Genomic DNA, 14,585 nt, shown 5'->3' with positions numbered 1-14,585 from the left:
ATCAGCGCCTTTTTCTGCTGCTGGCTATTGGCCAGCAGTTGCTCGGTGGTGCTGATCGCCTTATCCCAAGTGGAGAGGATTTTGGCAATTTTGTGTTGTTCTGGATAGGGTGGCATCGCGATTTTTAACTTTTTGAAATACGGCAACCCAATGGTTTTAATTGTTGACCCAACCGCTTGACGTTCAAACTCTGCCTTATTCAACTGAAGCCAGTTATACAAAAACCAACTATTTAGCCTTTCTTGGTTGTCGCACTTCCATGCAATAAAGTGTTGGCTAACTGCCATTGGGACTGCCATTACTCCACTTTTACCAATTCCGGCATCACGAGACAATACAACAGTTTCAGCCGGATGTAGTTCGGCTGAACTGTTTTTTATACCTTCAAGGGATATCTCTTTATCTGTTTCATATACATAACCTTTATCAAGACGATAACTATCAGTAAGTGAAATCCATTTAATACCCCCATCCCAATACTCAGGATAGGTTTTGCTCGGTGTATGGCCACTACATCTTGTTGCGAACTTATCAAGTAGATCATATTTCCAGCCATCTGGAATCGCTGCGGCGTTAAGTTTACGAGCCATAACCGAGCTCCTCCAGATAATTGGCCATCTCGGTTTCCAGCTCAGCCAACCGGGTTTTAAGCTGCTCCCGCTCGGCCCGCACCGCCAGCAGATCGATCTCCTCCTCTTCTTCGAAGGTATCCACATAGCGGGGGATATTGAGGTTGTAGTCGTTCTCCTTGATCTCTTTGAGCGAGGCAAGGTAGGCGTATTTATCGACATTGCCGCCGTTGCGATAGGTAGCGACAATCTTGGCGATATTGTCCGCGCTCAGCAGGTTCTGGTTTTTACCCGCCTTGAACTCGCGGCTAGCATCGATAAACAGCACATTGTCGTCTACCTTCTGCTTTTTAAAGATCAGGATGGCGGCGGGGATACCGGTGCCGTAGAAGAGCTTCTCCGGCAGGCCGATCACCGCATCGAGCAGGTTTTCATCGATCAACTGCTGGCGAATTTTCCCCTCGCTCGACCCACGGAACAGTACGCCGTGAGGCACCACGACCCCCATGCGGCCGCTCTTGGGTTTGAGGGTCTCAATCATATGGAGGATAAAGGCGTAATCCCCTTTGGTTTTGGGCGGCAGCCCGCGCTTGAAGCGACCAAACTTATCGTTCCCCGCCTCCTCATAACCCCATTTATCCAGCGAAAACGGCGGGTTGGCGGTCACAATATCAAAGCGCATCAGATCGCCGTTTTTATCCAGCAGCTTGGGGTTACGGATAGTGTCGCCCCACTCGATTTTGTGGTTGTCTTCCCCGTGCAGGAACATGTTCATCTTGGCCAGCGACCAGGTAGAGCCGATGGCCTCCTGCCCATAGAGGGCGTAGTGCTTCTCGCCATGGTTTGCCACCACCTTGCGGCCGCACTTCATCAACAGCGACCCCGAGCCACAGGCCGGATCGCAGATGGTGTCGCCCGGCATCGGCTCCAGCAGCTCGGCGATAAGATCGGAGACTTCGGGCGGGGTATAGAACTCCCCCGCCTTCTGGCCGCCGCTGGCGGCGAAGTTCTTGATGAGATACTCATAGGCGTTGCCGATCACATCCAGGGTGCCGACCCTACTCGGTTTGAGGTTGAGCTCATCCTTGGCAAAGTCTTCCATCAGATGGCGCAGTATGGTGTTCTTCTGCTTCTCTTCGCCGAGGCGGTCGGTGTTGAAGCTGATGTCCTGAAACACGCTCTTGCCCGCGTCTTTGAGCTTGGTGCCATTGGCCTCTTCGATGGCGTGCAGCGCCTGATCGATCCGCTCGCCGTTGCCCGGCTCGTGACGACGCTCGAACAGGCTGTAGAAGCTGGCCTGTTTGGGCAGCACGAAACGCTCGTTTTTCAGCATCTCTTCAATGAGCTCCGGCTCATCGCCATATTCGGCCTTGTAGCCATCGTAGTGATCCTGCCAGACATCGGAGATGTATTTCAGGAACAGCATGGTGAGCACGAAATCTTTATAGGTATCAGGGCTGACAGTGCCGCGAAAGGTATCACAGGCAGACCAGAGGGCCTTGTTGATATCGTCCTGGTTTATCGAGGTAGTCATAAGTCACAATTCCTTGGGTATTTCTTGGAAAAATGGGCTGCTCAGCGAAACTATTTCGGTTGCTGATCGGATTGTTCGAGCAGGCTGGCAGCGATGGCCTGCATCATCTGCTCGCCGTTGCGTTGCAGTTGTTGCGTCAGACGTCGCTCTTCACGCAGGATGTTGACCATCTTCATGATGGCTACTTGTCTCGCAAGAGATGGGATGCCGATGGGGGTCTCCGCCAACACCTGACGACGAATACTTTTGGCAGCGCTGCCTTCGGCGTGAAGCTCGAAGTAGCGCTGGCAAGGGGACTGATTGAGCTGCCAGGCCAGAAATTCGGGACTGAGCGCCTCGCTATGCAACCGCACCACATAGAAGTGAGGGGCGGCTACGGCGGGCAATGGTGCAAGCCCGGTATCAACCAGCACGGCATAGTTAGTGCTGCCACGGGCCGCCACCAAGATATCGCCGGTTTGCAGCCAGTCAGGTTCCTTCTTGCTGGTAGGCTCAGAACGAAGGCAGGCAGACCAGTCAACCCCCCCTTCTGGCGAGGCATCTCTCATCTGCACCACGGCCATGCTGCCGGAATCGATCTCCGGGATCTTGCCGCGATAGGGGTGCCCAGCACTGATGGTGGCAATTTGGTTCAGCTTCACAAAAAATCTCTTCATCGTTAATGATGCAGTCACAGTGTGTCGCATCTGACACTACTGAGTCAATATCAATGCCCATTATTTTGCATCAATGGAAATGATGCTTTTATGTGTACCATTAACAAGAGGTAGACCCTGACCTGCCTGAAAGATCCAACCGAGATCATTTTTGTAATTTAATTACAGATATTCACCGCACAAAATAAAAAGGCCCTGCTGTTGCAGGGCCTTTGAGTTTCCAACTTGAATGGTCGGTTTCCAACTTCAATGTCACGGTTTCCAACTTAAATGGCCGTGATCAGCACGCCACTTACTTGGCGTAATCCTCAGTCGGGATACAGGAGCAGAACAGGTTGCGATCGCCGTAGACGTCGTCGATGCGGTTGACCGACGGCCACAGCTTGCTGGCGCGCACGGCGTCGGACGGGAAGACCGCCTCGGCGCGGCTGTAGCCACGGGACCACTGCTCATCCATCACGTCATCCTGGGTGTGCGGCGCATGGACCAGCGGGTTGTCGGCTAGGCTCCACTGCCCCTCCTGCACCTTGGCAATCTCGGCGCGGATGGACGTCATCGCCTCGACGAAGCGATCCAGCTCGCGCTTGGACTCCGATTCGGTCGGCTCGACCATCAGGGTACCTGCCACCGGGAAGCTCATGGTCGGCGCGTGGAAACCGTAGTCCATCAGCCGCTTGGCCACGTCCATCTCACTGATGCCGGAAGCCTCCTTGAGCGGACGGATATCCAGAATGCACTCGTGGGCCACCCGACCGTTGCGGCCGGAGTAGAGCACCGGGAAGGATTCACCCAGCTTCTTGGCCAGATAGTTGGCGTTGAGGATGGCCACCTGAGTGGATTTCTTCAGCCCCTCATCACCCAGCATGGCGATATACATCCAGCTGATGGGCAGGATGCTGGCCGAGCCGAACGGTGCCGCCGACACGGCGCCGTTGTTGCGGCTCTCCTTGTCGGTCTTGACCACGGCGTGACCGGCCACGAACGGCGCCAGATGCTTCTTCACGCCGATGGGGCCCATGCCCGGGCCGCCACCGCCATGAGGAATGGCGAAGGTCTTGTGCAGGTTGAGGTGAGAGACGTCCGCCCCGATAAAGCCCGGCGCCGTCAACCCAACTTGCGCGTTCATATTGGCGCCGTCCAGATAGACCTGACCACCGTGCTGGTGAACGATGTCGCACACCTCCTTGATGGTCTCCTCATACACCCCGTGGGTGGAGGGGTAGGTCACCATCAGACAGGAGAGCTGATCCCCCGCCTCGGCCGCCTTGGCACGCAGGTCGTCGAGATCCACGTTGCCGGACTTGTCACAGGCGGTGACGATCACCTTGAGCCCCGCCATCTGGGCAGAGGCCGGGTTGGTGCCGTGAGCAGAAGCCGGAATGAGGCAGATGTCGCGATGCCCTTCGCCGCGGGACTCGTGGTACTTCTTGATGGCCAAGAGACCAGCGTACTCCCCCTGAGCACCGGAGTTGGGCTGCATGCAGACCGCATCGTAACCGGTCACTTTCACCAGCCAGTTTTCGAGGTCGGCCAGCAGCAACTGGTAGCCCTTGGCCTGTGCCAGCGGGGCGAACGGGTGCAACTTGCCAAACTCGGGCCAGGTCACCGGGATCATCTCGGCGGTGGCGTTGAGCTTCATGGTGCAGGAGCCGAGCGAAATCATGGCGTAGTTGAGCGCCAGATCTTTGGCTTCGAGACGGTGGATATAACGCAGCATCTCGGTTTCGGAGTGGTACTTGTTGAACACCTCGTGGGTCAGCACGGCGTCGGTGCGCAGCAGATCCTGCGGGATGGCGTGATGGGCCTGAGCCGCCTTGTCGAGGGCCTCGATATCCAGTCCATGGCCTTGACCGAGGAACAGATCAAACAGCTCGGCCACATCGCCGCGGGTAGTGGTTTCAGAGAGCGACACGCCCACTGCACCGTCGAGATCGGCGCGCAGGTTGATGCCGAGCCCTTCGGCCTTGGCGATCAGCGCAGCCTTGTCAGCGGTCTGTACGGTCAAAGTATCGAACCAGCTGGCGTGCTTGAGGGCCACGCCTTTGGCCTTGAGGCCGAGCGCCAGAATGGTAGTAAGACGGTGCACGCGGGAGGCGATGGTTTTCAGTCCCACCGGGCCGTGGTAAACGGCGTAGAAGCTCGCCATGTTGGCCAGCAGCACCTGTGCGGTACAGATGTTGGAGTTGGCCTTCTCGCGGCGGATATGCTGCTCGCGGGTCTGCATCGCCATGCGCAGGGCACTCTTGCCACGGGCATCCTTGGAGACACCGATGATACGGCCCGGCATGGAGCGCTTGTAGGCATCGCGGGTGGCGAAGAAGGCAGCGTGGGGGCCACCGTAGCCCATGGGCACGCCAAAGCGCTGGGCGGAGCCCAACACCACGTCGGCCCCCAGCTCGCCCGGGGATTTGAGCAGCAGCAGGGAGAGCAGATCGGCGCTGACGCAGGCCAGCCCTTTCTGGGCCTGTACCGCGGCAATCAGGGCGCGCAGATCTTTCACCTCACCTGTGGTGGTAGGGTACTGGAACAGGGCACCAAACACCTCTTCGCTCACCGCGTCGCTGGCGGCGCCGACCGCCACGTCGAAACCGAAGTGAACCGCGCGCTCCTTGACCACGTCGATCACCTGCGGGTGCACGTCATCGGCCACGAAGAAGAGGTTGGATTTGGACTTGGCCATCCGCTTGGCCAGCGCCATCGCCTCGGCGGCGGCGGTCGCTTCATCCAGCAGGGAGGCACTGGCCAGATCCATGCCGGTGAGATCCAGCGTCAGCTGCTGGAAGTTGAGCAGGGCTTCGAGACGGCCCTGCGCCAGCTCGGGCTGATACGGGGTATAGGCGGTATACCAGCCCGGGTTTTCCAGCACGTTGCGCAAAATGACGTGGGGCACATGGGTATCGTGATAACCCATGCCGATATAGCTCTTGGCAATCTTGTTCTGGGCGGCATAGCCCCTGAGCTTGGCCAGTGCCTCCACTTCGGTCATGCCCGCACCGATCCCCAGCGGGCCCGGCAGGCGAATGGCGGCGGGCACAGTCTGGGCAATCAGATCGTCCAGGCTTTCGGCCCCGACGGTCGCCAGCAGCTGACGCAGCTCTTCCTCGCCCGGGCCGATATGGCGGCGGACAAAATCGGTTTTTTGCTCGAGTTCAAACAGTGACTGGGTCATTTCCCTATTTCCTGGTAAATAAGTCCTGGCATGAAATCCTGATAACCAAGACCTGATGTTCCTGATGGTCGGCTGATACCGACTCCACTCATGTTCGCTATGCCGCAGCCAAGAGAGCACGGCACTGGATGCTCGCTGGCACCCCGGGGATCACCCTGTAAACCGAACGCTGGCTAAACCACAACACGCCGGATACGAGTGACTTCACCCTGCTGTCGACTCCATCGGCAGCCATACAAAAGGCCCCGCACGTTGGTGCAGGGCCGGGGGCATTACTCTTCGTCCACCACGTTCTGGTAGCCTTCGGCATCCAGCAGGTTGGCCAGCTCGCTCTCGTCATCGAGCTTGATGCGGAACAGCCAGCCAGCGCTGTAGGGGTCGGAGTTGACCAGCTCGGGGCTCCCTTCCAGCTCTTCGTTGACAGCAATGATCTCGCCGCTCACCGGGCTGTAGATGTCGGAGGCCGCCTTGACCGACTCGGCCACGGCGCAGTCGTCACCGGCACTGACCTGCTTGCCCACTTCCGGCAGCTCGACAAACACCATGTCACCCAGCAGCTCCTGGGCGTGCTCGGTGATACCGACCACGGCCTCGCCGTTGGCTTCAACACGGATCCACTCGTGGGAAGTGGCATATTTCAGTTCGCTCGGGATATGGCTCATTTGTGCTTCCTTTGATCTTTGAGTCGCGTTTAAAAACGAATATGAAAAGGGATGGGGGGAGGCACAGCCCTCCCCCAAGACGGTATTAAACCAGCTTCTGGCCGTTACGGACGAAAGCGGGCTTGGTGACCTTCACGGTGACCAGCTTCTTGCGGATCTCCACCTCGGCCTGTTCGCCGATATCACGGGGCACCCGCGCCAGGGCAATACTGTAGCCCAGGGTGGGGGAGAAAGAGCCGGAGGTGATCACACCTTCCCGCTTCTCACCGTTTGCCGCGGTGAAGGTGACCGGCATACCGGCACGCAGCACCCCTTTCTCTTCCATCACCAGACCCACCAGCTTGGGCTGGTTGCCCGCCGCTTTCTGCGCTTCCAGCACGTCGCGGCCGATGAAGTGGCGATCGCTCGGCTCCCAGGCGATGGTCCAGGCCATGTTGGCGGCGAGCGGAGAGACTGACTCGTCCATGTCCTGACCGTAGAGGTTCATCCCCGCTTCGAGGCGCAGGGTATCGCGGGCACCGAGACCACAGGGAGCGACGCCGTTATCCAGCAGCGCTTGCCACAGCTCGCAGGCCTTCTCTTGCGGCACCACGATTTCATAACCATCTTCGCCGGTGTAACCGGTAGTGGCGATAAAGAGATCGCCAGCCTGCACACCGAAGAAGGGCTTCATTCCCACCACGGCAGTGCGCTGGGCAGCGCTCAGCACAGCAGCTGCCTTGACCTTGGCGTTGGGGCCCTGCACCGCGATCATCGCCAGCTCGGGGCGCTCGGTCACGGTGACGTCGAAATCGATGGCGTGATGGCGGATCCAGGCCAGATCCTTCTCGCGGGTAGCGGAGTTGACCACCAGCCGGTAGAAGGTATCGGTCAGGTAATAGGTAATGAGGTCATCGATCACCCCGCCTTCCGGATTGAGCATGCCGCTGTAGAGGGCCTTGCCGGGGGCAGTGAGTTTGGCCACGTCGTTGGCCAGCAGGTGTTGCAGAAAGGCTTTAACCCGTTCGCCGGTCAAATCGACGATGGTCATGTGGGAGACATCGAACATACCGGCATCGCTGCGCACCGCGTGGTGCTCTTCCAGCTGGGAGCCGTAGTTGATGGGCATTTCCCAACCGTGGAAGTCCACCATCTTGGCGCCGGCTTCCAGGTGTTTGGGATGCAGTACAGTAGTCTGGATCATCGCATTCTTTCCTTAGCAAAAAGCCTTTTCGCTTTGGCGACCACCCTTGCGACCCACGCCACCACTCTGACTGCAATACGTACAGCAAAAAGCGACCGGATCCAAAAGTGTGTGCTCGCTCCTGCCCTTGCCAGGCAAGAGGGATTCCTTGAACGGAGCGGATTATATGACAAGCAGGCGAGCGTGCCGCTCAAAAAAAACTAATCCCCTCCCGTAAAACTGACTCCAGACACTAAGATAAATACAGTGATAAAAACAGCCATAAGCCGACTCAGGCGAGATTAAATTTTGATTTTTACCGTTTCGTCACAATTTGCAGAAAAACGTTTCGCTCCAGAGCAAAATTAAAGGCTGACACCCAAAACGGGTCATCAGCCTTGTCGGATTACTTTTGTTGTCAAAAACGGCGAGTAATATTAGTTTTTTTCACCCTTGGCCTGCATGGCACTGCCCTTGGTCGCAGCAACAGCCCAGTCAGGACGGGCCAATGCGGGCAACTCGCCCTCCAGCCCCATGGCGGCGCGGATCACCCCCTCCTTGAAGGGCGTCAGCAGATTGGCCGCGCGCAATCCCGCGCCCCGCACCAGCTTCTTGAGCGGGTTGGCCCCGCTGAACAGCCGTTTGAGCCCTTCCATCGCAGTCAGCATGCGAGCCGCTTCGCTCTTACGCCAGCGCTCGTAGCTGCGCAGGTTGGCGAGCAGGCCGATATCCTCGCCCGCGGCATGATTTTGCAAGATCTGCTCCGCCAGCGCGGCAGCATCCAGCAGGCCAAGGTTGACCCCCTGCCCCGCCAGCGGGTGGATGGTGTGGGCGGCATCTCCCACCAGCACCAGCCGCTCGCGGGCAAAGTCGCGGGCATAGCGGGCGGTAAGAGGAATCGCGCTGCGCGGCCCCTCCACCTTACACAGACCGAGCCGGGCGTCGAAGGCGGCAGTCAGCTGGCGGTTGAACTGCTCGTCATCGCAGGTGCAGAGCGCCTCGGCGCGGGCCGCAGGCAGCGACCAGACGATGGAGCAGAGGTTCTCCTGCCACAGCGGCAAAAAGGCGAGCGGGCCATCCGGGGTAAAGATCTGGCGTGCCACCGCCTCGTGGGGTTCGGCGCAGCGCACGGTTGCCACCAATGCATGGTGGCCGTAATCCCAGCTGGTGAGCGGAATATCGGCCTGACGGCGTACCCAGGAGTGGGCGCCATCGGCGGCAACTACCAGTTTGGCAGAGATGGCCTGACCATCTTCAAGGAGCAGCAAGGCGCCCGCCGGGCCGCTCTGCAGGCTCTTGGCTCTGGCGGGGGTCAGCAGCTGGATATTGCTGGCACCTTCAATCACCTCAAGCAGCGCCAGCTGGATCACCCGATTCTCGACGATGTGGCCGAGGTTGGCCTGACGCAGGCTGGCGGCATCGAAGTCGATATGGCCGAAACTGTCCTGCTCCCACACCGCCATCTTGTCGTAGGCCTGCAGGCGACGCGCTTCAATGCCGTCCCAGGCGCCGACATGACGCAGGATCTGCTGGCTGGCCAGACTCAGGGCGCTGACCCGGTTATCGGCCACCTCCCCCAGCTGCGGGTCGGGCAGTTGCCCCTCCACCACCAGCACCTTGAGGGCGCTATGTTTCAGGGCCGCAGCGAGCCCCAGCCCCACCATGCCGCCACCGACAATCACCACATCCACATTTTGCATCTGCATCATCTCATCCTTTCTGGGCTGACCGGCTGGCCAGCGAGGGGACGCCCGCAGGCATCACCTCTTTATTCAATAGGTTTTGATCAACGAATGGCGGTCACCATCTTCCGGTCAACAGGTTCCACTCAACAAGTGCTGGCTAGTTGCCGCACACATCAGCGACAAAGCCCAGGGTGCGCGAGGCAAGCGGCGCCTTGAGGCACGGGAGCCGCCCCATCAGGGTGAGCGCCAGATTGCGCCCTGCCACCAGCGGATCGTGACCATTGGAGAAGAGCTGGGCCAGCGAGGAGGTAAGCCAGACGGTCTGCGCCTGATCGCGCTGGCGCTGCTGCCAGTAGCCGTTCAGCACCTTGAAGCTGCCGATATCCTCGCCCTCTGCCAGCGCCTTGGCCACCGCCCCGGTAAGCAGGTCAAGATCCCGCATGCCGAGGTTGAAGCCCTGCCCGGCGATGGGGTGCAGGGCGTGGGCGGCATTGCCCACCAGCACGGTACGCTGGGCCAGCGGATAGTCGCAGGCGGTCAGAATGAGCGGATAGACGTTACGCACGCCACATCGCTCGAAGCGGCCGAGCCGCCAGCCAAAGGCCTGCTGCAGACGGGCGAGAAACGCCGCCTCATCGAGGGCCATCAGCTCATCCACCTCATGCTGCCCGACGCTCCATACCAGCGAGGAGAGCCCCTCCTGCATCGGCAACAGGGCCAGCGGGCCCCCTTCGGTAAAGCGCTCGAAGGCGCGTCCTGCAGGGTCTTGCGCCGTTTTGACGGTGGCGATGATGGCGTGCTGCTCAAAGTCGTGACGGGTCACCGGCAACTTGAAGTGCTGACGCACAAAGGAGTTACCGCCGTCTGCCGCCACCAGCAGGCGGGTCTCAATCTGTTCACCGCTCTCGAGAGTGAGGGTCACCTTCTCCTCATCGGGCGCAATCTCGCTCACCCGGGCCGGACAGCAGACCCGGATATTGGGAGAGGCCGCCATCGCCCGTTGCAGCTCATGACCGGCAGCAGCAAGCTCGATCACCTGGCCCAGCGCGGGCAGACCGTATTCAGCCGCCGACAGGCGAGCCTGACCGCAGTGGCCCCGATCCGAGACATGAATCTGGGTAATGGGGGCGCAATGGGGGGCAAACAGCGGCCAGAGTCCGCGTCGCAACAGCGCATCACAGGTACCAGCCGAGAGCGCAATGGCGCGGGCATCGAACCCTGAATGGGTGTGCTGTTCGGGGACGCTTGCCTCCAGCAGCAGGATCTCGAGGGGGGAGCCATCGGATCGAAGCAGGGCTGCCAGCGAGAGCGCCAGCACGGCGCCGCTCATTCCACCGCCGACCAGGGTGACATCGACCTGTCGCACATCAGATTGAGACATAAGCAGAGAGGAAGAAGTGAAAAAGGTGGCCTCATGCTATCACAAAGCCGCTGGCCGAATGCGAGGTCACCGGCAAAAAACCAGTTGCGCCTCACAGGGTTAGCCACCACGAGGGAATAAAAAAGAGCGCCATCAGGCGCTCTTGCAGATTCAATAAGGGTCGCTTTGACCCGCACCTCAATGAAGGGTCGGCGGCGCGCTCGGGGTATCGGGGCGCTTGCCAAACTCTTCGAAGGCCATCATGACCCCCAGTTTGACGTGTTCGTAGAGCACCAGGAAGGAGGCTTCGTTTTCGTCATCTTCCTGATCGAATTCGGCAGAGACCTGAGTGATGCTGGCGATATCCTGGATCATCTCCTGCAGCTCTTCCGACGCGCGGGAGAGCTCCTGCTGCACCACGCCGAAACCGGCCAGAAATGCCTGTGACCAGTCCACCAGCGAATCGATGCGCTCATCAAGGGGAGCATCATCGCTTGGCAGCAGCAGCTCAACGCCCTTCTGGGCCATCAGGCTCTCGACCACATTGTGATAAAGATCGGTCATCACCTGGCGCACCGGGGCCGGCAGGCCGAAACCGTCGTTCACCAGATCGTTGAAATGGGGCAGCCAGCTCTTGTCGTCCAGTGCCACGCCACCACACACCAGACCGCAGATCACACCATGGGCCTCTACTGCGCTGGCCATCAGCTCATGCTGTTCCATGATGTCGGCCACTGCCGCATATTTAAGGGGGTTCGTTTTGCTCATCGAGGATCCGCTCAAAGTTCAGTCAAATTTGCAGAATTAATGGTCAGGATCCTAGCATTCTCCCTCTTCCAGAGCCAGCAAGGCCTTGAAACTTATGCATCTGCGCTATATAGTCCCGCCCAGTTGTCCACGTGGATAAAGGCGGAAATCAGCTCCGCCGTATTGAGGAAGGCATGAGCACAGAGGCCGTAGAAATCGTCATTTTGGGACGTCCCTACAAGGTATCCTGTCCTTTGGGACAGCAGGATGCCCTGCGCCAGGCCGCCGAGCAGCTGACCGACAAGTTGATCGACCTGCGTCAACGTTCCAAAGTCTCCAGCAACGAGCAATTGGCGATCATGGCGGCGCTCAATTTCTGTCATGAGCTCTGCCTTGAAAAAGAGAAGAACCACCAATACTCTGAGACCATGGACAAGCGGATCAAGATGCTGCAGCGCACCATCGAAGCGGCCCTGATCGAGCACGGACAATATGGTGATTCAAGCGAAGAGGGGCAACAGCCCTAATCGCAAACCGTTTTAAAATTCCCTGGGATGTTTGTCAGCCGGTTCAAGTCCCCGAGCCGATAATCATACCCAACAGGGGATCGGCCTTCTGGCTATTGCGCATGCTCGGCACGACCGAGAAGCCTGCGGTCAGATTCGATTCCCGCCTTGAACCTACGGTTCAAGGGCCCAAACCGGCAACGGCATCTCGGGGTACCAACAGCAAAAGCCCGTCACCTGCGTGACGGGCTTTTTCTTTGCCTGAAGTTCACCTCACCGCAGCGATCACCCCATCAAGCGAATGCGATCTCCCTGCCCGTTCTTCGGATAAAACAAAGCCCACCGCTGAGGGTGGGCTTGCTCCAGGCGCAAATAGAGCGGCTGATCAGATGGCCATCTGCTCGTGGGGGGAGCCGTGGTGGCGCAACCAGACAAAGCTCAACGCCACGATCAGCACCATCAGGGTCATGATGGCCCCCAGGGTCACCTGACCGGTCATCGGGAAACCGGCGGCCAGCAGGGTCACCACACCGGCCCCCAGATTCTGCATCCCGCCGAGAATGGCACCAGCCGTCCCCGCCTGACCCGGGAAGGGCTCGATGGCGCAGGAAGTAGCGGTCGGGTAGAGAATGCCGCTACCGATGAAGTAGACGGCCGCACCACCGACCAGCGAGGCAGCACTCACCACACCGAACAGCCCCGGCACCAGAATGATCAGCGACCCCAGCGCCAGAAAGGCGATCCCCAGACGCATCAGCTTGCCCTGGCTCAGGCGAAAGCTCAGCTTGGCAGAGAGCCAGGCACCGAACAGATAGCCGGGCAGCGGCAGCACGAAAAGCACGCTCACGGTGCGGGCACTCAGTTGCAGCACATCACCGAGCAATACACCGGCCGCCGCTTCAAACACCGCCAAACCGGCAAAAGTCGCCATCAGGCAGAGCAGGTTACCCTGAAAGCGCGGGTTGCCCAGCACATGGCGATAGGCGGCACCGACGCGCAGCGGCTGACGGGCAGCAACGGGCAGGGTCTCGCCAAACCAGGCCAGAATGGCCAGGGTCGCCACGGCGCCAAAGCCGAACAGGAACCAGTAACCGGCGCGCCAGTTGAACAGCTCGGTCAACCAGCCACCCAGCACAGGTGCCAGCAGCGGGGAGAAGATCACCCCCATGCTCACCAGACTGTTGGCGCGGTTGAGCTCGGCGCCGTTGTAGCGATCGCGCATCACGGTGCGGCTCATGGCCCCACCGGCACCAGTCCCCAGCCCTTGAATAAAGCTGCCCACCAGCAAGGCGGTGAAGTGCGGGATGAGCTGGATGGTCAGGGTGCCCACCAGAAATACCATCATGCCGACGATCAGCACCGGGCGACGGCCGATACGATCCGACAGCGGCCCGTAGACAAACTGGGAGAGGCCATAGGGGATCAGGTAACAGGCCATCACCGCCTGCAGCTGGCCCGAGGCCACATTGAAATCCCCCGCCATCATCGGAATGGAGGGAACATAAAGGGTCTGGGTCATCTGGCCCACAGCGACCATCAGAATGGTCAATAAAAACAACGGATAAAAACTGTGCCGATCCATATCAGTCCCAAAAAATCGAAAAAATGCTGCCGCCCCTCTGGCACAAAATAGCCCAGAGGAATCCGATCACAGATGCTGTGATGCAATCAAAAACAGTGTTGGAAACAGTAGGCGGGGAGCCCGCCAGACCACCACACAGGACGCTTGGTGGTATGGGGGCATCATAGTGACTCAGCTCACAAAAAACGAACGAATCTTTATAATCAGCTTGCCCTAGTTTTTCTAATATTACGGGGCATGGCGTCCCGTTGGCAGTTAAAAATCAACGCGTTACCATCTGTTGCGCCTGCTTGATCAGCTCATCGGGCTGCTCCTTGCGCGGCGGTATGGTGATCCCCTTCTGGCAGGCAGGCTTCTCTGCCATCCGATCCATCCAGGCTTGCAGATGGGGTAACCCCTCGATGGAGATGCCGCTCCAGTCATAAATACGCACCCAGGGCCAAGTGGCAATGTCGGCGATGCTGTACTCATCCGCCAGATATTCGTGGTGGGCCAGATGGCTGTCGAGCACCTCGAACAGGCGGCGCCCCTCTTTCTGATAACGCTCGATGGCGGCGGGGATCTTCTCCGGGAAGTAGCGATAGAAGACGTTGGCCTGCCCCATCATGGGCCCGACCCCGCCCATCTGGAACATCAGCCACTGGATGGCCTGAGAGCGGCGTTTGGGGTCGGCGGGCAGCAACTTGCCCGTTTTCTCCGCCAGATAGATGAGGATGGCACCCGATTCGAACACGGCGAAATCGTCGTTATCCCGATCGACGATCGCCGGAATGCGGCCATTGGGGTTGATGGCCAGAAACTCCGGCTTTTTTTGATCCAGCGCCGACAAATCGAGGGGAATGACCCGATAGGGCAAACCCAGCTCTTCGAGGGCGATTGCCACCTTGAAACCATTGGGGGTCGCGGCGGTGTAAAAGTCGATCATGATTCACTCCTTGTTGGTCATAGCCGGA

At 59.1% G+C, this 14,585-nt stretch carries 12 protein-coding genes and 1 other RNA gene; 2 read left to right on the top strand and 11 right to left on the bottom strand.

Translation table 11 applies throughout. The annotated features are described in order from the left end of the window. From OKC40_RS17460 to OKC40_RS17420, 9 genes are all read right to left on the bottom strand, one after another. The coding region (locus tag OKC40_RS17460) for a restriction endonuclease subunit S (RefSeq protein WP_270796244.1) at positions 1–590 on the bottom strand (590 nt) is incomplete at its 3' end. Next, on the bottom strand, positions 580–2,103 hold the full coding sequence (locus OKC40_RS17455; protein WP_270796243.1) for a type I restriction-modification system subunit M: 1,524 nt from the start codon (positions 2,101–2,103) through the stop codon (positions 580–582). The genes OKC40_RS17460 and OKC40_RS17455, both read right to left, overlap by 11 nt. 50 nt (positions 2,104–2,153) lie before the next feature. Continuing rightward, positions 2,154–2,744, bottom strand: coding sequence for a restriction endonuclease subunit S (locus OKC40_RS17450; protein WP_231554860.1), 591 nt, complete (start codon positions 2,742–2,744; stop codon positions 2,154–2,156). A 307-nt stretch (positions 2,745–3,051) separates the two neighbouring features. Continuing rightward, entirely contained in the window at positions 3,052–5,928 is a 2,877-nt protein-coding gene (gcvP, locus tag OKC40_RS17445; protein ID WP_270796241.1) for an aminomethyl-transferring glycine dehydrogenase, read from the bottom strand. Between the two features lie 272 nt (positions 5,929–6,200). Further along, positions 6,201–6,590, bottom strand: a complete 390-nt coding sequence (gene gcvH / locus OKC40_RS17440; RefSeq protein WP_005333898.1) for a glycine cleavage system protein GcvH — start codon at positions 6,588–6,590, stop codon at positions 6,201–6,203. An 85-nt stretch (positions 6,591–6,675) separates the two neighbouring features. Further along, the gene (gcvT, locus tag OKC40_RS17435; RefSeq protein WP_270796239.1) at positions 6,676–7,773 is read right to left on the bottom strand and encodes a glycine cleavage system aminomethyltransferase GcvT; all 1,098 of its coding nucleotides are present in this window, start codon (positions 7,771–7,773) and stop codon (positions 6,676–6,678) included. A gap of 416 nt (positions 7,774–8,189) precedes the next feature. Then, positions 8,190–9,458, bottom strand: a complete 1,269-nt coding sequence (locus OKC40_RS17430; RefSeq protein WP_270796246.1) for an FAD-dependent 2-octaprenylphenol hydroxylase — start codon at positions 9,456–9,458, stop codon at positions 8,190–8,192. Positions 9,459–9,594: 136 nt separating this feature from the next. Continuing rightward, positions 9,595–10,818, bottom strand: coding sequence for a 2-octaprenyl-6-methoxyphenyl hydroxylase (ubiH, locus tag OKC40_RS17425; RefSeq protein WP_270796237.1), 1,224 nt, complete (start codon positions 10,816–10,818; stop codon positions 9,595–9,597). 177 nt (positions 10,819–10,995) lie between these two features. Beyond that, complete coding sequence (locus OKC40_RS17420; protein WP_005333908.1) at positions 10,996–11,565, bottom strand: UPF0149 family protein; 570 nt, start codon at positions 11,563–11,565, stop codon at positions 10,996–10,998. 173 nt (positions 11,566–11,738) lie between these two features. Between OKC40_RS17420 and zapA the strand changes: the two genes are divergently transcribed. Beyond that, a complete protein-coding gene (gene zapA / locus OKC40_RS17415; RefSeq protein ID WP_005333910.1) occupies positions 11,739–12,071 on the top strand; it encodes a cell division protein ZapA in 333 nt (110 codons plus the stop codon). 16 nt (positions 12,072–12,087) lie between these two features. Next, positions 12,088–12,269: non-coding RNA, 6S RNA (ssrS, locus tag OKC40_RS17410), on the top strand. 166 nt (positions 12,270–12,435) lie between these two features. Here the strand turns inward: ssrS and emrD are convergent. After that, on the bottom strand, positions 12,436–13,632 hold the full coding sequence (gene emrD, locus OKC40_RS17405; RefSeq protein WP_270693997.1) for a multidrug efflux MFS transporter EmrD: 1,197 nt from the start codon (positions 13,630–13,632) through the stop codon (positions 12,436–12,438). A 262-nt stretch (positions 13,633–13,894) separates the two neighbouring features. After that, complete coding sequence (locus OKC40_RS17400) at positions 13,895–14,557, bottom strand: glutathione S-transferase family protein (protein WP_043819510.1); 663 nt, start codon at positions 14,555–14,557, stop codon at positions 13,895–13,897. Positions 14,558–14,585 lie beyond the last annotated feature (28 nt).

The sequence above is a fragment of the Aeromonas sp. QDB11 genome (genome assembly GCF_027705265.1).
Lineage (GTDB): Bacteria > Pseudomonadota > Gammaproteobacteria > Enterobacterales > Aeromonadaceae > Aeromonas > Aeromonas allosaccharophila.
This window is presented reverse-complemented; position numbering and strand designations above follow the sequence as displayed.